We start from the raw sequence: 21,267 nt of genomic DNA, 5'->3' as shown, positions 1-21,267 counted from the left end.
GCAGGAACAGCCTACTTCGCCGGTACCGCGAGCGCCAGGAACAGCGGCGAGCCCTGACGCTGCACCAGCAGCGGCACCGTCTGGCCCGGTGTCAGGCGTTCGGCAACCTGGGCGTAGCGCTCGCTGCTGTCGATCTCCTGACCGGCGATCGACAGGATCACGTCGCCCGTCAACAGGCCGGCATCGCGACCGGGACCGGCGGCGACCGTCACCACCCGCACGCCGCCGGAGACGACTTTCTCGCTGCGCCGCTCGATGTCGCTCAAGGTCTGCACGCTGATCCCAAACAGCTTGCCGGTATCGGTCAGCGGCGGCACGGCCTGCGGATCGGACGGCTTGCTTTTGCTGTCACCGTCGCCATCCGCGAGATCCTGCTCGGCAAGCTCGCCGACCTCGACCTTGACCGTCACCCGGCGGTTGTCGCGCAGCACTTCCAGGGTCACCGTTTCGCCCGGCGTCACGTCGCCGACCAGCGGCTTCAGCGTCCGTGATGTGGTGATCTCGGTGTCGTTGAACTTGACGATGATGTCGCCGGCCTTCAGGCCCGCCTGCTGTGCCGGACTGTCCGGCAGCACCCGAGCGAGCAGCGCGCCGCCCGGCTTGTCCATACCGAAGGACTGGGCCAGCTTGCGGTCGACTTCCTGCATGACGATGCCGAGCCAGCCGCGCCGCACGCGGCCGGTTTCCTTCAGTGACTTGGCGACCTTGGCCGCGACATCCATCGGGATCGCGAAGGCCACGCCCTGGAAGCCGCCGTTCTGGCTGTAGATCTGCGAATTGACGCCAACAACTTCGCCTTTCAGATTGAACAACGGACCACCGGAATTGCCCGGATTGACCGCCGCGTCGGTCTGGATGAACGGCACGTACTGCTCGGTATCGAGGTTGCGGCCCTTCGCCGAAATGATGCCGGCGGTCACCGTGTAATCGAAGCCGAACGGCGAACCGATTGCCAGCACCCAGTCACCAACGCGGGTCTTGCGGCTGTCGGCGAGCTTCACGGCCGGCAGGTCCTTGGCGTCGATCTTCAGCAGCGCCAGATCGCTGCGCTCGTCGCTGCCGACCAGCTCGGCCGGGAACTGGCGGCGGTCGGACAGGCGAACGACGATTTCCTTGGCGTTCTTGACCACGTGGTGGTTGGTGATGATGTAGCCGTCCGCCCACAGGATGAAACCGGATCCGAGCGACTGCTCGCCGCCGAAGCCCCCATCGGGACCACCGAGATCCGGGCCTTCGTCGGAGTCTTCGCCGTCGCTGCGGCTGTCGTCCGGCGCAGTGCCAGGACCGGTATTCGGCGCAGCACCATCGGTGCCATTGCCGGGCGCCTGGTTACCGTGTTCGTCGAGGAATTTCTTCAGCCAGTCCGGCACCGGGCGACCGTCGCTGCCAGACTGGCTGGCAACCTGCTCGGGCTCCGCCGGCAGGGCGCTGATGTTGACCACCGAAGGGCTGACTTTCTCGACCAGACCCGCCAGTTCCGGCAGGCCGGCGGAACGCTCCGCAGAACAGGCCGACAGCAAGATGGCCGCAGCCAAAGACAGGGACAGCGCGGCGCGTGAGGGGCCGGCGACGATACGCATCTTGAAACTCCCGGAGGGAAATGCCACGTCGGCAGCAGGCCGGGCGCGAGGCAGTCAGATAAAGAGGTTTGCTGCAGGGCGGCAGTTGAACATGGGCCGCATCGGCACAGCAACAAGACCCGTCATCGGCCCGCCCGAACGGCCCAGTTCAGTGCGGGCTGAGGCCCGGCACGAGATCCGGCGGAATGATCGGCTGCGGGCCGGCAGGCGCGCTGATCGACTGACTCGGCGCGGCATCGACACGCGGCGGTGCCACCACGCCGGACCCTGGCCCTGACTGGGCAGGACCCGGCAGCGGCACGCGCAGGTTGTCGCCGATCATGCGGATCGCGGAGCCTGGTACTTCGCCGACGATGGTGACGTGAAAGCTGCCAACCACGCGACCGTAAGCCTGTACCGGGCCCATGTGGGAAACGCCGCTCAGCACTTTTTCTTCGCGCGACTGCACGGTGGAGAACACCGACACCGCCGACAGGCCGTCTGACAGCAGCAGATGTTCGACGTTGCCGGCGCCGCCCGGCAACGGACGGTCATCATGCGACACCACCTTGAAACCGGGCGGCAGTTTCGAGAACGACACCTGCGGATCACCGTGCTGGCTTGGCGCTGGCAGTTGATCGAGCTTCGGCAGGTTGCGAGTGATCAGGGTGAACTTGCGGATGTCGACTTCGGTTTCGAAGGCGTCATCGGGGATCGATTTGGGAAACGACACTTCGGTGAACATCACCTGTTCCAACACCTCGCCCTTCGGTCCGGTCAGACTGACCTTAAGGGGAAGATGCGTTTCCTGATCGGTCCAGACTTCGTAACCGTAGCGGTACTGGTCTTTCGGCCGCACGGTGACGCCGTCGCAGAGCCGGCCCGCGATCCGGCCCTCGCCTTCGCTGCGGAATTCGTAGAACTCCCTGAGCGTCTCGACGCGTTCTGGCGTCAGTTGAGCCAGAAAGCCTTTCAGGCTTGGCCGTTCGACACTCATTGCTCGGCCTTTCGGCAGGATGCAGATCAGGCGGTTGTCGATGCGCACCAGCTGCCGGGGTTCGCCGGTCAGCGACACCATGCGTTCGCGCTCGCTGTCGTCCTGGAACCGGTGATGAACGCGCAGCACTTCGAAGCGTTCATCGCCGCGATAGATCACCACGCCCTGATAGTTGCTGGTCCGCGAAGCTTCGGCGGACTGCACCAGCAGGGCGCCGGGATCTATATCTGCGGCGGCAGCTGTGCTGGCACAAACGACGCCCGCGCAGAGAAGCAGGCGACGCATCAGCGACTACCGTCAGCCGGCCGATAGTCCGCAGTGCGCACCGCAAGGCGCGCGTAACCGAGGGAACCACCCATGCCGGCATCGGCACGCGAGTTCGAATGTTCCAGCAGGTAGTCGTTGAGCTGACGGGCGGTTTCCTTGTCGAGCTGAGCCCAACGCGAATCCTGCCCAGCCGCGCCGATGATTTCGCCATCGGCGCTGACCTTGACGATGTTCGGATTGGCTGACGCGGTGACCTGCGAGGCGCCCGGGGCAATCGCTCCGCCATCGATCGGCGTATTCAACAGCGCGCGGCCACCAACCAGGGCAACGGCCGCGATCGACGCTGCAGCGGCCAGACCGGTGATCGGTTGCCAGCGGCGGCGAGCAGCAACTCGCTGCGGCTGAACCACAGGTGCGGGCTGCGCCACCACTGCCGGACGGCGCAGCGGGACGACGCGAGGATTAACTTCGAATGGGGCCTCGGTCTGTGCTTCGCTGGCAATGGCAGCCATGACGCCGGCTGCGAAGTCGAACGACGGCTTGAACACGGCAACGCCGGCCAGCGCGTCCCGAGTCAGGCACATGCGGCTCCAGCGGGCTTTCAGCGCCGGCGATCGTTCGATAGCCGCGAGCACCGCCTCCGCTTCGGCAGGCGTGCACTCGCCATCCAACAAGGCTGACAGCAGTTCTTCAGACATTGCGCTCATTCCGGCCTCGGACTGCTAACTGACTGGGACATTAACCGCGCCTGAACGGAAAAGTTCCGGCAACCGAACAGCAAAATTTCTCGAGCAACACTGGCACTGCAGCCCCACACATGCTCTGACCGCCAATTTGTCATTAGTTCATCAACGGATTGACGACCGCATCGATCGCCTCGCGCGCCCGGAAGATGCGCGAGCGCACCGTACCGATCGGGCAATCCATCGCCTCGGCGATTTCTTCGTAGCTCAAACCTTCGAGTTCGCGGAGCACGATCGCCTGGCGTAGATCCGGTGGCAGCTTGGCAATGACCTCGCCAACCTTTTCCTTGATCTCGTCCGACAGCAGCAGCGATTCCGGCGTGTCGATGTCCGACAACTGCTCGGTATGACCATACAGCTCGGCGTCGGCGATATCGATGTCCTGGTTCGACGGCCGGCGGCCGCGCGACACCAGGTGATTCTTCGCCGTGTTGATGCCGATCCGGTACAACCAGGTATAGAACGCACTATTACCCTGGAAACCCTTCAAGGCCCGCCAAGCCTTGATCAGGGTTTCCTGTGCCACGTCATGAGCGTCGCCATCACCGACCAGACGGCTGACCAGCTGCACGATCTTGTGCTGGTACTTGCGCACCAGCATTTCGAACGCGCGCATGTCTCCCTGCTGCGCAAGGACAACCAGTTGTTCGTCGGTAAGGTCAGGGCTCATGCGCGGCTGGAGGATGACACGGGTGCCGCACACCCGCGCAATCGGGGAATCTGGCTAAGAATCTGGCTAAACTCCGCGACTTGTCGTGGTCGTATGACAACTAAATTCTAGCAAGCCAGGCCTCTCTCTGCGTGAACGCCACTGATGTGCTGATCCTCGGCAGCGGCGCTGCTGGTCTGTCCGCCGCGTTACGCCTTGCCGAGGCGGGCCACGCGGTCTGCGTCGTATCGAAGGGCACGCTGGCCAGCGGCTCGACGCTCTGGGCCCAGGGCGGCATCTCAGCCGTGCTCGACGAGGACGACTCCGTCGAGGCCCATGTCCGCGACACCCTGATCGCCGGCGCCGGCCTGTGCGACGAGGCGGCCGTGCGGTTCACCGTCGAACGCGGCCCGGAATGCATCGCCTGGCTGGTCGATCAGGGCGTGGTCTTCACCCATGCCGATGGTGAACTGCGTGGTCAGCGTCTCCACCTGACCCGCGAAGGCGGCCACAGCCATCGCCGGGTCGTCCACGCCGCCGATGCAACCGGCCACGCCGTCGAAACCACGCTCGCCTCGCTGGCCGAGGCACATCCGCTGATCACCGTCCGCGAACGCAGCGTCGCCGTCGACCTGATCGTCGACAAGGCCGCCAAGCGCGTCCACGGCGCCTATCTCTACGACCGCAACAGCAAGGCGATCGAAGCGGTGCCGGCGAAAGCGGTGATCGTCGCCACCGGCGGCGCCAACCAGGTCTACCTGTATTCGTCGAACCCGTATGGCGCCAGCGGCGATGGCATCGCGATGGCCTGGCGTGCCGGCTGCCGGGTCTCGAACATGGAATTCATGCAGTTCCATCCGACCACCCTCTACCACGGCGATTCGCGCTCGTTCCTGATCTCTGAAGCGCTGCGCGGCGAAGGTGCCACCTTGCACGTGCCGAATCCGGACGGCTCGGTCGGCGAACGCTTCATGCCGCGCTTCGACGAGCGTGGCGAACTGGCGCCACGCGACATCGTCGCCCGGGCAATCGATCACGAGATGAAGCGCCTCGGCGTCAAGCACGTCTGGCTCGACATCTCGCACAAGCCGGCCAGCTTCGTCCGCGAACACTTCCCGTCGATCCACGCCCACTGCCTGAAGCTCGGCCTGGACATCACCACGCAGCCGATTCCGGTGGTGCCGTCGGCGCACTTCACCTGCGGCGGCATCGTCACCGATCTCGACGCCCGCACCGATATCACCGGCCTCTATGCCACCGGCGAATGCGCCAGCACCGGCCTGCACGGCGCCAACCGTCTGGCCTCGAACTCGCTGCTCGAATGCCTGGTGTTCGCCGAAGCCGCCGCTGCCGACCTGATCCGCGCGCTGCCGACCATGCCGATGCCGCCGCCGCTGAAACCCTGGGACGAATCGCGGGTCTCGGATTCCGATGAAGACGTCGTGGTCAGTCACAACTGGCTGGAACTGCGCACCTTCATGTGGGACTACGTCGGCATCGTCCGCACCACCAAGCGTCTGCTCCGCGCGCGCCACCGCGTGCAGCTGCTGAAGCGCGAGATCATCGAGTTCTACCAGCACTACAGAGTCGGCCATCACCTGATCGAACTGCGCAACCTGGTGACCGTCGCCGAGCTGATCGTCGACTCGGCCCTGGCCCGCCAGGAAAGCCGCGGCCTGCATTACACACTCGATTTTCCGGCCACCGATGCGGTGGCGTCGGCGACCGTGCTGACGCCCTGACATGGTCTGTGCACTGCTGCTCTGCGGCGGTGCGGGCAGCCGCCTCGGCGGGGTCGACAAGCCACTGCAGTCACTGGCCGGCCGGCTGCTGATCGAAAGAGTGCTGGAGCGTATCGCACCGCAGGCCGGCGACATCCTGATCAGCGCCAATCGCAACCTCGCGCAGTACGCGGCCTATGGTCTGCCGGTGGTCGATGACGGCGCCTACGCCCACTGCGGCCCGCTGGCCGGACTTGCCGCGGGACTCGCCGCTGCCACCGGCGACGATCTGCTCTGCGTGCCCGGCGATGCGCCCCTGCTGCCGGACGATCTCGCCGCGCGTCTCGATGCCGCACGCCGATCCACCCATACCGCGATCGCCCACGCCGACGACGGCCTCGGCCCGCAGCCGCTGTGCTGCCTGGTGCCGCGCGCGCTGCTCGACGATCTGCTCGCCTATCTCGCCGCCGGCGGCCGCACGCCGCGCGAGTGGTTTGCTCGCCATACAACGGCGATCGCCGCGTTCCCGGAATGGCCGCGCTGGGCCTGGAGCGCCAACACGCCGGAGGAATGGCAGGACGCCGAGCTGCGTCTGGCCGATACCCTGGACAGCGGTCTGTAACCAAGGAAGAAGTGATGATCCCGCTCGAAGACGCCCTCGCCGCCTATGGCCGCACTCTGCGTCCACTGCCAGCCGAAACGGTCTCGACCCTGACCGCGCTCGGTTGCGTGCTCGCTGAACCTGCGCACGCCGCGACCGATCTGCCGCGCTTCGCGCAGAGCGCCCTCGATGGTTATGCGCTGCGAGCTGCCGATGTCGCGGCCGCAACACCTTCGAATCCAGTGCGCCTGCCGATCGCATTGCAAGTCGCCGCCAGCGCCCAGCCCGTGCAGCCAGAACTGCCGCGGGCCAGCGCGGCGCGCATCTTCACCGGCGCGATGATGCCGCGGGGCGCCGACGCGATGATTGCCCAGGAGCGCGCCATGTTGCTCGACGGGGAGCTGACTTTCACCGCGCCGTTCGGTGCAGGCCGCAATGTCCGCCAGCAGGCCGAGGAACTCGCCAAGGGCACCGTGCTGGCCGGCGCTGGCAACCGCATCGGCCCCGGCCTGCTCGCTTCGCTGGTCAACGCCGAAGTCCAGACCGTCCGCGTCCATCGCCGGCCACGCATCCGCGTGTTCGTCACCGGCGACGAAGTGCGCCCGGCGGGCAGCGTGTTGAAGCCCGGCGAGATCCACGATTCCAACGGCCCGCTGATCGCCGCGTTGCTGCGCAGCTGGGGCCACGACGCACCGACCGCCGAGCATCTGCCGGACGATCCGGACGCCGTCCGTGCGGCACTGGCGAAGGCTTTCGATGAAGCCGATCTGGTCATCACCGCCGGCGGTGCTTCGGTCGGCGACAAGGATTTCCTGCCGGCCGCTGCCGAGTCACTCGGCGTGCAAAGGGTGTTCTGGAAAGTCGCCCAGAAGCCGGCCAAGCCGATGTTCTTCGGCATCCGCGACGACCAGACGCAACAGCGGGCGATGCTGGCACTGCCCGGCAATCCCGGCGCCGTGCTGATCGGCATGGTGCTGCACGCGCGTCTGGTGCTCAGCTGTCTTGAAGGTCAGCGTCTGCCGGATCTCGGCTGGACCACAGGCGTGGTCGATCTCGAAGTCGAACGCGACGAAGACCGCGCCCGCCTGGTCCGCATGGGCCTGCGCCACGATGCGCAGGGCGTCGCTCGCCTGAACCCGCTGCCGCATCAGGATTCGCACATGCTCAGCAACCTCGGACGCGCCGACGTGCTGGTGTGGGTTGAGTCCGGAGCTGACAACGTCGCTGCCGGGTCGGTGCTGCGCTGGATTGCGTTGCCTGAATAGCCGCAGCTCCTTCCCCCGCAATGCGGGGGAAGGAGAATGACTCAGTGCGCTACCGCTTCATCGCCATGCACCGGCTCCGGCTCACGCGCCTTGACGCCCGAGTACTTCGCGCAGCCATAGAGAATCGCCGCCACGCCGAGATAGGCGATCGCCACCGCCGGGGTCTTGGCGATGCCGATCGCTTCGCTGTGCATGAAGCCGAAGAAGGTCATCACCGCGCCGGCCAGCGAGAACATAGCGGCCTTGGCGAAGGTGCGATCGATCATGCAGGCGGTGAGGCCGGCAAGGATCAGGCTGGTCAGGATCGCGCCGCTGCCGAGGATCTCCAGGCCGTGATAAAGCACGCCGGTGCCGGCCAGCTTGTCGAGACCCACCGTCGCCGCGTTGGTGCCAGCCGCGCCGAGCGCGTTGTCGACCATCAGCTTGCCCCAGCCGGCAACCTGCGGGATCAGCGAGATGATCACCGCCGGCGCATGGCTGCGCGGGGTTTCCTGGAACGCCTGCGCGCCGATCAGCATGCCGATGTAGAGCAGGATCGGCGAGATCGCCACCAGCGGAATCATCGCGCTCATCAAGGCCAGGATGCCGAACCAGCTCAGCACCAGCACCATGACGCCGGTCGCCGCCGAATAGCCGAGCCGGCCGCCGATCGCCTTCCAGCCCGGATGGCCGATGTACACCGCGTTGATGAACGGATTGCCGAGGCAGCAGCCGATCAGGCTGATGACGCCATCGGCAGTGATCACTCGCGTGGTCGGGAACTTGTCGCCGCCGGCTTCGGCGGATTCGACGTTGTCCATCGCTTCGACGAGATCGTAGATGCCGAACGGAATCGCGGTGACCAGGATCACGGCGATGAACTGGAAGCCGGAGAAGATGTGGCCGAACACCGGCAGCGGCACCGAGAAGCCGAAGCTGGCGAACGAATCACCGAGCTTGGCGACACTCATGCCGCCGAAGTTGAAGCCGAAGGCCAGGCCGCCCCAGGCGATCAGCGAGCCGACCGCGATCGCGATCAATCCGGCCGGCAGGCCCTTGAAATAGCGCACGCCGCCGAACCAGCTGGCCAGCAGGATCGCGAAGCAGACGATGCCGATCACCGGATCGGTATACATCTCCAGCGCCGGGCGCATCGAGATGAAGGCGATCGAGACGCCGGCCAGCGCACCAAGTAATGCAGCGCGCGGCGTGATCATCTTGATGTACGGCGCGATGTAGCCGCCGGCCATCAGCACGAAGCTCTGCACGAACACCCAGGTCAGGCCGGCTTCCCAGCCCTTGATCGGATCGCCGGTCAGCGAGGCGATCGGCAACATGATCACGAACACCACCACGAACATGTGCGGCACGCTGATGCCCGAAGGCAGCGCGCAGACCGTGTTGCGGCCTTCCTTCTTGGCCAGCCCGTAGCCGAGCCAGGCGTAGTACATGGTCGACAGGAACAGCATCAGGCCGGTGGCCGGCAGGATGCGGCCGAAGATCAGATCGTCCGGCAGCTTCAGCACATAGCGCAGCAGCGCCGTGAGCGTCAGCATGTTGACCAGGATGTTGGTGCCGAAGCCGAAGAACGCGTTCCAGTCACCCGGAACCCAGAGTGCGGGCTTGAAGCTGGATGGTGTCGCGGTGCTTGCCATGTCGATGCCCTCGTGTTGCTTGTTGAGCCCCAAATAACAGCCTGGAATCAGACGAAAATCAGATTGGTTTCAATGCTGCGATCAAGCTGTCCGAACGCCCCACCCAGCCGAAGATGCCGCCCTGCGCCTTGATCATCCGCAGGCCGTAATCCTGGAATTCGGGGTAGTAGCTGCCGACGCAGTCTTCCGGCACGTAGCAGTCGTAGCCGCGATCGTTCGCTTCGCGGACCGTGGTGTTGACGCAGACCTCGGTGGTGACGCCGGTGACCACCAGTTGCCTGATGCCCTTGTGCTGCAGGATCGCGTGCAGATCGGTCGCCCAGAACGCGCCCTTGCCGGGCTTGTCGATTACCGGCTCGCCGGGCAGCGGGTACAGCTCGGAAATGATGTCCTGCCCCGCTTCGCCCCGAATCAGGATCCGCCCCATCGGGCCGCGGTCGCCGATGCTTTGCGCGGCGCGGCCACGAATCTTCTTGCACGGCGGCAGATCGGCCAGATCGGCCCGATGTCCTTCGCGGGTGTGCATCGCCAGGAGCCCGGCTTCACGCCAGGCAGCGAGCAGCCGACGGTTCGGCTCGATCGTTCGCCGCAACTGCGAGACATCGTTGCCGAGCATTTCGCCGAAGCCGCCGGGCTCGAGGAAATCCCGCTGCATGTCGATGATCAACAGCGCGCACGCCGCCGGGTCGAACAGGAACGGATACGGCTCGGCAGCGATTTCGATGGCTTTGGTGTTCATGGACGATCGCCTCGCAAAAGTCGGGGCAGGAGCGCGGCTAGAAGCCGAAACCGAAACCGGCGAACGGCACGATCACGTTGCGATAGCCCTTCGGCGAGTTGACCGTCAGTGCCTGGGCATCGACCAGCGAACCGTTCAGCACGTTGTAGTACTGCACGCCGGTGTTGAACGACCAGGAACCGTACTGCGGACCGATCGCGGTGATCGGAATCGAGGCTTTCAGGCCGGTGGAGAACACGCCGAAGTTGCTGTCCGCGCAGCCGCGGCCCTTGATGCTCGCCGCAAACTGCGCCGCGCCGGCATTGGAATCGCACCAGTAGCTAGACGGGCCGACGGTGATCCAGGTCGGCGCGGAAATCGTCACGCCGGAGGACTTGAAGGTGTAGCTCGGTGCGGCACCGATTTCGACGTCGAAGGTGTCGCCGCGACGGCCGAGCACCACGGTGGAATCGCCGCCGACCGCCCAGAACACCTTCAGGTAGGGATTGATCGAGTACGGATCCTTGTAGCTGAAGCTGAACTCGACGTTGTGCTCGGTCTGGAAGGCATCCGGCGGACTCAGGAACACCACGTAGCTGACGCCCAGCTTCAGGTTCTGCGTGGCCTGCCAGTTGAGGCCGACGAAATAATCGAACTCGTTCCAGGCGCCGGTCTTGGTCGGGCCGACGTACTTGGCCGGATCGGAATTGATGTCGTTCCAGGCGCCGACGACGATCGAGGTATTGCCCGGCGTCAGGAACACCAGGCCGCCCAGGATCTGCGTGGTCACGCCCTGATTGGTCACCAGCAGACCGCGCGGCGTGATGTAGTCGTTCTTGAACGTCATGTCGCCAAAGCCATGGATCGCCGATCCCGGCGCGGCGTCGGCCGCCTGCGTTGCCAGCGATGCCGAAGCCAGCACGCCACTCACCAGTACCGCAACCGCTCCCCGAATCCCAGCTCGAATTTTCTCGCGCATCGCGTGCTCCCCGGATGTCCGGTTTCAATGGATGAACCGGCTCCGCGTTGCCCGCCATCTGACGATGCGCCGTCAGCAGCTGCCTCCCCTCCGAGGCCAGGCAACATCGATCGCCGATGTTGAATTCTTATTTGTATGCAAGTTTGTATTTTTCCTAGAGCACAGCTCGTGCCAAGTGCGGCGCAATGCGTCGCCCTCACGAGTTCATGTGGGGAAAGGACTGAAATGCGGGTCCGCTGACAAGAGCCAGAAATCTCGGCTGATCAGCGAGTTAGCCCCTCTCCCCACGGGAGAGGTGCTGGGGTGGGGGACGCAGCCAGAAGAAGCGGACGCTCTGTTCGATGAGAGCTGCCCCTCATCCAACCCTCTCCCGGAAGAAGAAGGCTTTCGAACTCGCCGACCCGCGAAGGCGCAACGCGTCGGCAGCCCGCCCTAGCCTGGTGCGGCTCGCTGCACGCTGGCGCACGAAGGCGCCGGGGATCAAACAATCAGGAGCAGCGCGCTATCGGGCCGACGCCATCTCGCTGCCACGCTGCATCGCGCCGCGCGCTTCGTGGAGCATGTGCAAGGTGATCTTGCGGACTTCGCTCTTGCTCTGCGTGATGTGCGAGCGCAGCAGGATTGCCGCCTCGGTGCTCTTGCGGCGCAGGATCAGGCGCAGGATCTTGGCGTGCTCGTCGTAGGTCGCCGAGATGCGGTTGTCCTTGAGGAAATCGAGCCGGCGGATGATGCGAATCTTTTCCGTCAGTTCGCGATGGACACGCAGCATCTCGCGGTTGCCGGCGGCTTCCACCAGGGTGCAGTGGAAGGCTTCGTCGAGCGCGGCCATCTTGTGCGAATCGGTTTCGCGCTGATCTTCGGCGACCAGCCAGATCGCCTTCAGCCCGGCCAGCGGCTGTTCGCCTTCGACCTGGCAAAGCCGCTCGACCGCCGTTTCCTCGAGCATGATGCGCAGGTCGTAAAGCTCGTCGAAGCGCTCGAAATCGAAGGGCACCACGCTCCAGCCGCTGCGGTAACCGACTTCCAGATACCCCTCACGGCGCAGGCGGTACAGCGCATCGCGGACTGGCGTGCGCGACACGCCGAGGCGCAGCGACAGATCGGTTTCGGTGAAGCGATCGCCCGGCAGCAGGTGGAAATCGAAGATTTCGTCCTTGATCCGGATGTAGACCTGTTCGGCCAGTGGATTGGCGGGCTGCTGCGCCATATTCGTGCAGGTGGAGTAGCGGGGTCGGCCGCAGTCTAGCTTGGCAAGACCCGCTCGGGGTCCAGCAGGCTGACGTGCGCCGCGACGATCCGCCAGGCACCGGCGATGCGCACCCAGGTCTGCGTCTGACGGCCGATCATCGCGGTGTCCGGCGCCAGGAATTCGCAGCAGGCGCTGCCGGCGTCCTGACCGAAACTGCGGATCACGATGTTGCGAAGCTTGCGTTCGGGGTGAACCGGTGCCGCCGTGGCGCGATAGTGGCGGATCGCCTTGATGCCGTAGCCGAGTTCGGAGACGCCGTAGCGCACTGTCTGCGCATCGTCATCGAAGAAGGCATCGAGCGCGGCAACGTCGTGACGCAGCAGCGCGGCTTCGTAGGCATTGAATGCGGCGCGCAGCGATGCCAGCACCTCGGGGCGGTTGATCGAATCGGGTTCCATGAAGGGAAGGATGCCGCAAGTAGGGTAGGCAAGCTTCATCTGCCCACCGTGCGCCAAAGTCTGATGGCTGCGAATCGGTGGGCGGATACCGCTCGCCCACCCTACCCGAGCGCCGCCAGGAACGCCGACGACGTAGCCACCGCACCGAACACGCCGCCCTGCATCTTGACCATCTTCAATGCCGCCAGATGATTGCCGTGATCGGTGGCGCCGCAGCAGTCCTCGATCAGGATGCATTCGAAGCCGCGGTCGTTGCCTTCGCGCATCGTCGTGTGCACGCAGACATCGGTGGTGATGCCGGTCAGCACGATGTTGACGATGCCCTGGGTGCGCAGGATCAGCTCCAGATCGGTGGCGCAGAAGCTGCCCTTGCCGGGCTTGTCGAGGACGATCTCGCCCGGCTCCGGATACAGCTCCGGGATGATGTCCCAGCCCGGTTCGCCGCGGACCAGGATCTTGCCGCAGGGGCCGGGATCGCCGATGCCGGCGCCCATCTGCCGCGAGCGCCAGCGCTTGTTGGCCGGCAGATCGGACAGATCCGGCCGGTGGCCTTCGCGGGTATGGATGATGGTGAAGCCGAGCGCCCGCATCCGGGTCAGCAGCATCTTGATCGGCGCGATCGGCGCGCGGGTCAGCGACAAGTCATAACCCATACTGTCGACATAGCCCCCGATGCCGCAGAAGTCGGTCTGCATGTCGATGACGATCAGCGCGGTATTGGCCGGCGTGAAATCACCGTTCCAGGGCCAGGCGTAGGGTTCGGCGACAACGGTCTGGAAAGTCATGGTGCTTACGTCCTTGTCGAAGATGGAGTTCAGGCGGCGCGGTTGGCCGCCCCATTGGCGGAAAGATAGCGGCGCCAGCCGCCGTGATGCGTGATGTCGACTGCGCCTCTGACCGCAATCGGTTCGCAGATGAAACCCTTGACCCAGCTGCCATCGGCCAGCTCCAGCGAGCCGATGCCGAGCGGCGCGCCGACCTGGGCCATCAGCCGGCCGAACTGCCGCTGCGGCATCTCCCAGACCTCGACCTCGATCGCCTCGCCTTCCTCGTCGACCCGCACCAGTCCGGGCTTGGCCGGCGTCGTGTTGGCCAGCGCATACAGGCGATAGCGCGACGCGGTTCGAGTCAGCGCGGAGCAGCGCGCACCGCATTCGATCAGCTGCCAGTTCAGCGGTTGACCGGCAAGATGCGCGCCGACCACGGCAACCGAAATTGTCGGCTCCGCGAACGGCAGCGGATCGGCCGCAAGACGCGGCGCCGCGCCGGCCGGCTGATCACCGAACGCCTGCAGCAGGCGCAGCGCCAGCACCGCCAGCCGATGGTCGCTGCCGGCCGGGCCGATCAGGGTCAGGCCGAACGGCAGGCCATCGGTGCGCGGAGAAGCCGGAATCGCGATCGCCGCCAGATCGAGCAGATTGACGAAGTTGGTGTAGTAGCCGAGCTGGCTGTTGCGGCCGATCGGATTGGCCTGCACCTCGGCGATGCGCGGATGGGTCGGCGCCGTCGGCACCAGCAGCGCGTCGATGCCGTCGAACATCCGCACCGCTGCCGCGCGATAGCCGGCCATGCGGTACGAGGCCGCGAACAGGTCTTCGGCGCTGAACAACGCGCCGTCGGCAATCACGCTGCGGACCACCGGATCGATCGCGTCCGGCTGTGTCTGCAGCAAGTCGCCGACCGCGAGACGCCGCTCGGCGATCCACGGACCCTGATAAAGGAGTTCGGCAGCGGCAGTCAGCGGGCTCAGATCGAGATCGACCTGGCTGATCGCGGTATCGGCCTGCAGTGCTGCCAGCGCCGCTTCATAGGCGGCAGTCGCCTGGGCATCGGCAAAGAATTCGGGCCGGGCATCGAGACCGATGCGCACGCCGCGTGGCAAGGGCGCGGCCATCGGCAAGCTGCGCGAGCGAGAGTCGTCAGCATCCGGCCCGGCGATCACCGCCAGCACCTGCCAGGCATCGGCAACGCTGCTTGCGAACACCGACACGCAATCGAGACTGCGGCAGGCCGGCACCACGCCGGCCGTCGACACCAGGCCGATACTCGGCTTCAGGCCGACGATGCCATTGAAGCCGGCCGGCACCCGGCCCGAGCCGGCGGTATCGGTGCCGAGCGCGAACACCGCGAGGCCAAGCGCGACGGCAACCGCTGAACCGGAACTCGATCCACCCGACACGTATTCAGGATCGACCGCGTTGCGCACCACGCCATAAGGAGAGCGAGTGCCGACCAGGCCGGTCGCGAACTGATCGAGATTGGTCTTGCCGACATACAGCGCGCCGGCGGCCAGCAGGCGTTCGACGGCGGTCGCCGAGCGCTCGGGCGTATAGGCAAACGCGGGACAGGCGGCGGTGGTCGGCACGCCGGCAACGTCGATGTTGTCCTTGACTGCGAACGGCAGGCCGAACAGCGGCAGGCGATCGAGAATCGCGACGCCATGCTCGGCCAGCAACACATCGAGCCTCGCGGCTTCGGCCAGCAGTGCTTCATCGGAGGGCTGCGAAATCCAGATTTCGGGACGGGCGAGGGTTTCACGCGCAGCCAGCAGGCGCTGAATCAACGCAACGATGCTGAGCGCGCCAGAACGCAGTTCAGCGTGCAGCACCGCTGCCGAAAGCTGCGGGGAATTTGCGATGTCGATTCCTGCGTCTAGCGCCACGATCGCCTGCCGATGGTTTATGTATACAAGTAAGCGTACATGACCTCGCAAGCCATGTGCCAAACGCCCTCATCCCGGCCTTCCCACTCGCGGAAGAAGGAGCGATCACCCAGCTACGTCATCTGACGTACTCAGCTGCCCGTTCCGAGGCTCGGTTCTTGCGCCCGTATTCGGACAATGAGCAGCCGCCCGACCACCACCAGTGCAGCACCGCAGGAGCAGCGGATCATCAAGATCCGTCGCGACTACAACACCTGGGTGGCCAACGAAACGCTGGAGGACTACGCGCTGCGCTTCACCGCGCGCTCGGCGCGCAAGTGGAGCGAGTTCCGGGTTGCCAATACCGCCTTCGGCGCGATTTCCTTCTTGCTGCTGGAAGCGATCGGCGGCTCATTGCTCGTTTCGTATGGCTTCACCAACACTGTCTGGGCGATCGCCGCGGTATCGATGGTGATCTTCCTGACCGGCCTGCCGATCAGCTGGTACGCCGCCAAGTACGGCGTCGACATGGATCTGCTGACCCGCGGTGCCGGCTTCGGCTATATCGGCTCGACGATCACCTCGCTGATCTACGCCTCGTTCACTTTCCTGTTCTTCGCCCTCGAAGCGACGATCATGGCGCTGGCGCTGAAGCTCTGTTTCGGCATCCCGCTGACGCCGGCCTATCTGATCTGCGCGCTGGTGGTGATCCCGCTGGTGACCCACGGCATCACCCTGATTTCCCGCCTGCAGGCCTGGACCCAGCCGCTGTGGCTGGTGCTGCTGGTGCTGCCGTTCATCTTCGTGATGGTCAAGGCGCCGGAGCTGGCCCGCGAGCTGCCCGATTTCGCTGCACCAGGCGGGAGCACGGCGTTCTCGCTGATCCAGTTTGGTGCGGCCGCCAGCGTGCTGATGGCGATGATCACGCAGATCGGCGAGCAGGTGGATTTCCTGCGCTTCCTGCCGGAGAAGACCGCGCACAACCGCAAGCGCTGGATGGCTTCGCTGATCTTCGCCGGCCCGGGCTGGATCGGCATGGGCGCGATCCGCCTGATCGGCGGCGCCTTCCTCGCCTTCATCGCGCTGCGCGCCGGTGTACCGCAGGCCAATGCCCTGGAGCCGACCGAGATGTACCGCATCGGCTTCGGCTACGTGTTCGACTCACCGGCCGTGGCACTCGGCGCGATGACGCTGCTGGTGGTGCTGAGCCAGCTGAAGATCAACGTCACCAACGCCTATGCCGGCTCGCTGGCCTGGTCGAACTTCTTCGCCCGTGTCACCCACAGTCATCCGGGCCGGGTGGTCTGGGTGGTGTTCAATGTCGCGATCGCGCTGATTCTGATGCAGCTCGGCGTCTTCAAGGCGCTGGAGCAGGTGCTGGGGCTCTACTCGAATGTCGCCATCGCCTGGGTCGGCGCGATCGTCGCCGATCTGGTCATCAACAAGCCGCTGGGCTTGAGCCCGCCGGGCATCGAGTTCAAGCGCGCCCATCTGTACGACATCAACCCGGTCGGCGTCGGCAGCATGCTGATCGCGTCGATCCTGTCGATCACCGCGTTCACCGGCGTGTTCGGGCCGCTGGCGCAGGCGTTTTCCTCGTTCATCGCGCTGGTCACCGCCTTCATCTGCGCCCCGGCAATCGCCTATGCGACCAAGGGCCGCTATTACCTCGCGCGCCAGCCGGACGCCTCGCTGAAGGCCGCCGCCGAGCACCGCTGCGTGATCTGCGAAAAGGTCTACGAGCGCGAGGACATGGCTTTGTGCCCCGCCTATCGCGGCAACATCTGCTCGCTGTGCTGCTCGCTCGATGCCCGCTGCCATGACGCCTGCAAGCCTGGCGCAAGCCTGCGCGAGCAGATCGCCGCGACCTTGGCGAAGCTGCTGCCGAAGGTCGTCTCGACGCGACTGGACTCGCGGCTCGGCCACTATCTGCTGCTGCTGACCATCGTTACCGGCGTGCTGACCGCTGCGCTGGTGCTGATCTGGGTGCAGGAATCCTCGCTGCTGATGTCCAGCAACCTGGTGCTGCACGAAGCGCTTCGCGCCGGCTTCCTGAAGCTCTACGCAGTGCTGGTGGTGATCGCCGCCGTGCTCTGCTGGTGGCTGGTGCTGAACGGTGAAAGCCGCAGAGTCGCGCAGGAAGAATCGAACCGCCAGACCTCGCTGCTGATGCGCGAGATCGATGCCCATCGCAAGACCGACATCGAGCTGCAGGCCGCCAAGCTCGCCGCCGATCGCGCCAACCAGGCCAAGAGCCGTTATGTCACCGGTATCAGCCACGAGCTGCGCACACCGCTGAACTCGATCCTCGGCTATGCCGAGATGCTCGATCACGATCCCTCGATTCCGGTGCACCGCCGTGATGCCGTCGCGGTGATCCGCCGCAGCGGCGATCACCTGCTGTCGCTGGTCGATGGTCTGCTCGATATCGCCCGCATCGAAAGCGGCAAGCTGGCGCTGGAGATCGACGAGCTGCGCTTCCCGGAATTCCTCAACCAGACGGTCGGCATGTTTCGGCTGCAGGCGCACAACAAGGGCATCAACTTCGCGTACGACGAGCAGGGCAAGGTGCCGGCCGTGGTCCGCGCCGACAAGAAGCGCCTGGGCCAGATCCTGATCAACATCGTCGGCAACGCGGTGAAGTTCACCGAAGCCGGCGGCGTCAACTTCCGGCTGCGCTGGCGCGGCGACATCGCGACGTTCGAAGTGCGCGATTCCGGCATCGGCATTCCGGCCGACGAGATCGATCGCATCTTCCAGCCGTTCGAGCGCGGCAGCATGGCCTCGGCGCGGGGCGAAACCGGCACCGGCCTGGGTCTCACGATCGCCAAGATGCTGACCAGCCTGATGGGCGGCGAGATGACGGTGGAATCGACCCCGGGCACCGGCAGCCGCTTCGAGATCCGCCTGTTCCTGCCAGAAGTGCGCGAGCCGCGCGCCGCACTGCCGGCGACGATGCCGGAGATCAACGGCTATGCCGGCCCGCGCCGGAAGATTCTGGTGGTGGACAACGAAGCGGTCGATCGCCGCTTCCTGTTCAACGTGCTGGAACCGCTCGGTTTCGAACTCAGCGAAGCGGCTTCCGGCATCGAAGCGCTGCGCATGGTGCCGCACGTGCGGCCCGATCTGGTGCTGCTCGACATCGGCATGCCAGGCATCGACGGCTGGGAAACCGCACGCCTGCTGCGGGCTCATCATGAAAGCCGGGGCGAGCCGCAGTTGCCGATCATCGTCATCTCGGCCGATGCCTTCGAGTCCGGCCGCGATGCCGGCGCCGGCATCGCGCCGCGCGACTATCTGCTCAAGCCGGTCAGCGTCACCACCCTGCTCGGCCGCATTCGCGCAGCGCTGAATCTGGTCTGGATCGCCGGCACGCCGAGCATCGACGGCAACGAGCCGCCACTGCCCGAACATCTGGTGCGGCCGCTGCGCGATCTCGGTGCGCTCGGCCACGTGCGCGGCATTCTCGACAAGCTCGACGAGATCGACCGCATCGACACCCGCTATCGCCAGCAGACCGAACGCCTGCGCAGCTCGGTGAAAGCCTTCCAGCTCAGCGACTACCTGCGCGCGCTGGGCGCGGAGGCGAAATGAAGATGAACAGCAATGCGATGGCCACGATCCTGATCGTCGACGACGTCGCCGAAAATCTCGCCGTGGCCCATGACGCGCTCGACGGCGCCGGCTATCGCGTCCGTGTCGCCACCAGCGGCCTCGCCGCTCTGGAAAGCGCGCGCCTGCAGCCGCCGGATCTGATCCTGCTCGACGCGATGATGCCCGGCGTCGACGGCTTCGAGACCTGCCGCCGCTTCAAGGCCGATCTCGCCACGCGGCCGATCCCGATCGTGTTCATGACCGGGCTCACCGATACCGATCATGTGGTCCGTGGCTTCCAGGCCGGCGGCATCGACTACATCACCAAGCCGATCCGGCCGCAGGAAGTGATTGCCCGCATCGCCTCCCATCTGCGCAATGCCCGGCTGGTCGCCGAGACTCAAGCGGCTTCCGACGCCGCCGGTGATGCGATCGTCTCAATCGACGATGTCGGCCGGGTCAGCTGGGCAACGCCGCTGGCACGCAGCTGGCTGGCCGGCGTCTGTGGTGTCGACCATCGCCTGCCCGAGGCGCTGCTGCGCTGGCTGGCGATCGGCGAAGGTGCTTCGCCCAATTTCAGCCTGCAGGGCAACGGCCAGCGGCTGGCGTTCTCGAAGCTGGGCGAACGCCGCCTGCTGGTGCAGCGCCACGAAGCGGTGCCGGAGCCGGATGCGTTGATGCGCCTGCTACCGCTGACCGCCCGCGAAGCCGAGGTTCTGTACTGGGTGGCGCTCGGCAAGACCAATCCGGAAATCGCCGGCGTGCTGGAAATGAGCCCGCGCACGGTCAACAAGCATCTCGAACACATCTTCACCAAGCTCGGTGTGGAAACGCGGACGGCTGCAGCCACCGTCGCGTTGAACCGCAGCCGCTTGGGCGTCGTGCCGAACTGAGGAACGACACGACCAGAGACCAACAAGAAAAGGAGCAGCAGCAACACGGTGCGCGGCTCTCGAAAGAGAGCAGCAGACGCACCGGATCAGGGCAAATAGTGGGGCAAGCGGCAGAGCGGGGTCACGTCGACCCGGCGGGGCGGAGCTATGTCCGCGATTCGAAACAGGCAATCCCAGTTCAACACTTAACCAGGGGAGTTACACGATGAAAGCGACGACCAACAACAAGGGGCAGCAACAGGGAATGGGGAACAACACGATGCTCAAGCTCACTGCGATGAGCGCCATCGCCGCAGCAGCGACGATCTGCGCCGCGCCGGTCAAGGCAGCCGATCTGAAGCTGCCGCCGATCAGCCTGGGCGCCGGTCTGCGCACCCAGTTCGAAAGCACCAATCCGAGCGGCGGCGGCGACACCGTCAACGACTTCAACGTCAACAACGCCCGCGTCTACATCGGTGGTTCGGTGACCGACAACATCAAGGTCATGTTCAACACCGATTACTCGTCGGCCAGCAACAATCTTCAGGTGATGGACGCCGCCGCCCGCTTCGAGTTCGGCGACAAGTTCAACATCTGGGCCGGCCGCTTCCTGCCGCCGTCCGACCGCGCCAACCTCTACGGCCCGTTCTACGCCAGCAACTGGAACGTCTACGAGGACGGCGTGCAGGACGGCTATCCGGGCATCGTCCAGGGCCGCCAGAACGGCGTCGCGTACTGGGGCACCTTCGGCATCGCCAAGGTTTCCTTCGGCCTGTTCGATGCGCCGGGCACCTTCGGCGAGGGCACCGTGCTGACTTCCGGCCGTGTCCAGCTGAACTTCTGGGATGCCGAGCCGGGCTACTACCTGAACGGCACCTATTACGGTGCGAAGGATCTGCTGTCGGTCGGCCTCGCCGGTCAGACCTCGGCCGGCAAGCACGCCTATACGCTCGACGGCTTGATGGAAAAGAAGCTGCCGAACGGCGGCGTCGTCACCCTGGAAGCGGAAGCGGCGCGCTACGACAAGCTCGGCGGCTACGGCGGCTTCGACGGCAGCTTCACGGACTCCAACGGCTGGTACGGCCTCGCTGCCTACCTGTTCCCGCAGCAGGTCGGCATCGGCAAGGTCCAGTTCCTGGGCAAGTACGGCGCCGCGCGCTTCAACGACTCCACCGGCCTCGGCCCGGAGTACGAGCAGACGACGATGGAATTCAACATCAACTATCTGATCAAGACCTTCGATGCCCGCATTTCGCTGTTCTACAAGGACAGCAAGCTCGATGCCGGTTTGCCGGACACGACCCAGATCGGTGTGGGTCTGCAGGTCCAGATCTGAGCCCCTTCGACTCCACTCCTGAACATCACTCCGTTTCGTAACAA

The 21,267-nt window shown here is 65.4% G+C and carries 17 protein-coding genes; 6 read left to right on the top strand and 11 right to left on the bottom strand.

The genetic code is table 11. The annotated features are described in order from the left end of the window. Positions 1-11: 11 nt before the first annotated feature. The 4 genes from G513_RS0120405 to rpoE all read right to left on the bottom strand — a co-directional run bounded on the left by G513_RS0120405 (position 12) and on the right by rpoE (position 4,236). Positions 12-1,580 (bottom strand): Do family serine endopeptidase, encoded by a 1,569-nt coding sequence (locus tag G513_RS0120405; protein ID WP_022978716.1) that lies wholly within the window; start codon positions 1,578-1,580, stop codon positions 12-14. A gap of 148 nt (positions 1,581-1,728) precedes the next feature. Further along, the gene (locus G513_RS0120400) at positions 1,729-2,841 is read right to left on the bottom strand and encodes a MucB/RseB C-terminal domain-containing protein (protein WP_084711661.1); all 1,113 of its coding nucleotides are present in this window, start codon (positions 2,839-2,841) and stop codon (positions 1,729-1,731) included. Then, positions 2,841-3,521, bottom strand: a complete 681-nt coding sequence (locus tag G513_RS0120395; protein ID WP_022978714.1) for a sigma-E factor negative regulatory protein — start codon at positions 3,519-3,521, stop codon at positions 2,841-2,843. The genes G513_RS0120400 and G513_RS0120395 overlap by 1 nt, the downstream gene beginning before the upstream one ends. A gap of 142 nt (positions 3,522-3,663) precedes the next feature. Further along, positions 3,664-4,236: an RNA polymerase sigma factor RpoE gene (gene rpoE, locus G513_RS0120390; RefSeq protein ID WP_028475816.1), complete on the bottom strand. Its 573-nt coding sequence runs from the start codon at positions 4,234-4,236 to the stop codon at positions 3,664-3,666. A gap of 131 nt (positions 4,237-4,367) precedes the next feature. Between rpoE and nadB the strand changes: the two genes are divergently transcribed. From nadB to G513_RS24410, 3 genes are read left to right on the top strand one after another with little or no spacing between them, the layout of a single operon-like run. After that, a complete protein-coding gene (gene nadB / locus G513_RS0120385; RefSeq protein WP_022978712.1) occupies positions 4,368-5,957 on the top strand; it encodes an L-aspartate oxidase in 1,590 nt (529 codons plus the stop codon). A gap of 1 nt (position 5,958) precedes the next feature. Continuing rightward, positions 5,959-6,558 (top strand): molybdenum cofactor guanylyltransferase MobA, encoded by a 600-nt coding sequence (gene mobA / locus G513_RS24415; protein WP_022978711.1) that lies wholly within the window; start codon positions 5,959-5,961, stop codon positions 6,556-6,558. Between the two features lie 14 nt (positions 6,559-6,572). Continuing rightward, on the top strand, positions 6,573-7,802 hold the full coding sequence (locus tag G513_RS24410) for a molybdopterin molybdotransferase MoeA (RefSeq protein WP_022978710.1): 1,230 nt from the start codon (positions 6,573-6,575) through the stop codon (positions 7,800-7,802). 41 nt (positions 7,803-7,843) lie between these two features. On the opposite strand, the gene G513_RS0120370 is transcribed toward G513_RS24410, so the two are convergent. The 7 genes from G513_RS0120370 to atzF all read right to left on the bottom strand — a co-directional run bounded on the left by G513_RS0120370 (position 7,844) and on the right by atzF (position 15,424). Continuing rightward, positions 7,844-9,436, bottom strand: a complete 1,593-nt coding sequence (locus G513_RS0120370; RefSeq protein WP_028475815.1) for a hypothetical protein — start codon at positions 9,434-9,436, stop codon at positions 7,844-7,846. A gap of 58 nt (positions 9,437-9,494) precedes the next feature. Beyond that, complete coding sequence (locus G513_RS0120365; protein WP_022978708.1) at positions 9,495-10,175, bottom strand: cysteine hydrolase family protein; 681 nt, start codon at positions 10,173-10,175, stop codon at positions 9,495-9,497. A 37-nt stretch (positions 10,176-10,212) separates the two neighbouring features. Continuing rightward, positions 10,213-11,085, bottom strand: coding sequence for a hypothetical protein (locus G513_RS0120360; RefSeq protein WP_022978707.1), 873 nt, complete (start codon positions 11,083-11,085; stop codon positions 10,213-10,215). A 550-nt stretch (positions 11,086-11,635) separates the two neighbouring features. After that, positions 11,636-12,340: a GntR family transcriptional regulator gene (locus G513_RS0120355; RefSeq protein WP_022978706.1), complete on the bottom strand. Its 705-nt coding sequence runs from the start codon at positions 12,338-12,340 to the stop codon at positions 11,636-11,638. Between the two features lie 35 nt (positions 12,341-12,375). Continuing rightward, positions 12,376-12,780: an oxalurate catabolism protein HpxZ gene (hpxZ, locus tag G513_RS0120350; protein ID WP_022978705.1), complete on the bottom strand. Its 405-nt coding sequence runs from the start codon at positions 12,778-12,780 to the stop codon at positions 12,376-12,378. A gap of 101 nt (positions 12,781-12,881) precedes the next feature. After that, positions 12,882-13,565 (bottom strand): biuret amidohydrolase, encoded by a 684-nt coding sequence (gene biuH, locus G513_RS0120345; RefSeq protein ID WP_022978704.1) that lies wholly within the window; start codon positions 13,563-13,565, stop codon positions 12,882-12,884. A 29-nt stretch (positions 13,566-13,594) separates the two neighbouring features. Continuing rightward, complete coding sequence (gene atzF / locus G513_RS0120340; protein ID WP_436197948.1) at positions 13,595-15,424, bottom strand: allophanate hydrolase; 1,830 nt, start codon at positions 15,422-15,424, stop codon at positions 13,595-13,597. 195 nt (positions 15,425-15,619) lie between these two features. On the opposite strand from atzF, the gene G513_RS0120335 reads away from it, so the two are divergent. The 3 genes from G513_RS0120335 to G513_RS24405 all read left to right on the top strand — a co-directional run bounded on the left by G513_RS0120335 (position 15,620) and on the right by G513_RS24405 (position 21,223). After that, the gene (locus G513_RS0120335; RefSeq protein ID WP_022978702.1) at positions 15,620-19,015 is read left to right on the top strand and encodes a hybrid sensor histidine kinase/response regulator; all 3,396 of its coding nucleotides are present in this window, start codon (positions 15,620-15,622) and stop codon (positions 19,013-19,015) included. Next, positions 19,012-19,908 (top strand): response regulator transcription factor, encoded by an 897-nt coding sequence (locus tag G513_RS0120330; protein WP_022978701.1) that lies wholly within the window; start codon positions 19,012-19,014, stop codon positions 19,906-19,908. Before G513_RS0120335 ends, G513_RS0120330 begins: the two co-directional genes overlap by 4 nt. A 205-nt stretch (positions 19,909-20,113) precedes the next feature. Continuing rightward, positions 20,114-21,223: a porin family protein gene (locus G513_RS24405; protein ID WP_022978700.1), complete on the top strand. Its 1,110-nt coding sequence runs from the start codon at positions 20,114-20,116 to the stop codon at positions 21,221-21,223. The last annotated feature ends 44 nt before the right edge of the window (positions 21,224-21,267 follow it).

The organism is Nevskia ramosa DSM 11499 (assembly GCF_000420645.1).
Taxonomy (GTDB): Bacteria; Pseudomonadota; Gammaproteobacteria; order Nevskiales; family Nevskiaceae; genus Nevskia; species Nevskia ramosa.
Note: the sequence above shows the minus strand (reverse complement) of the source record. Positions and strands in the feature narration are given on the sequence as shown.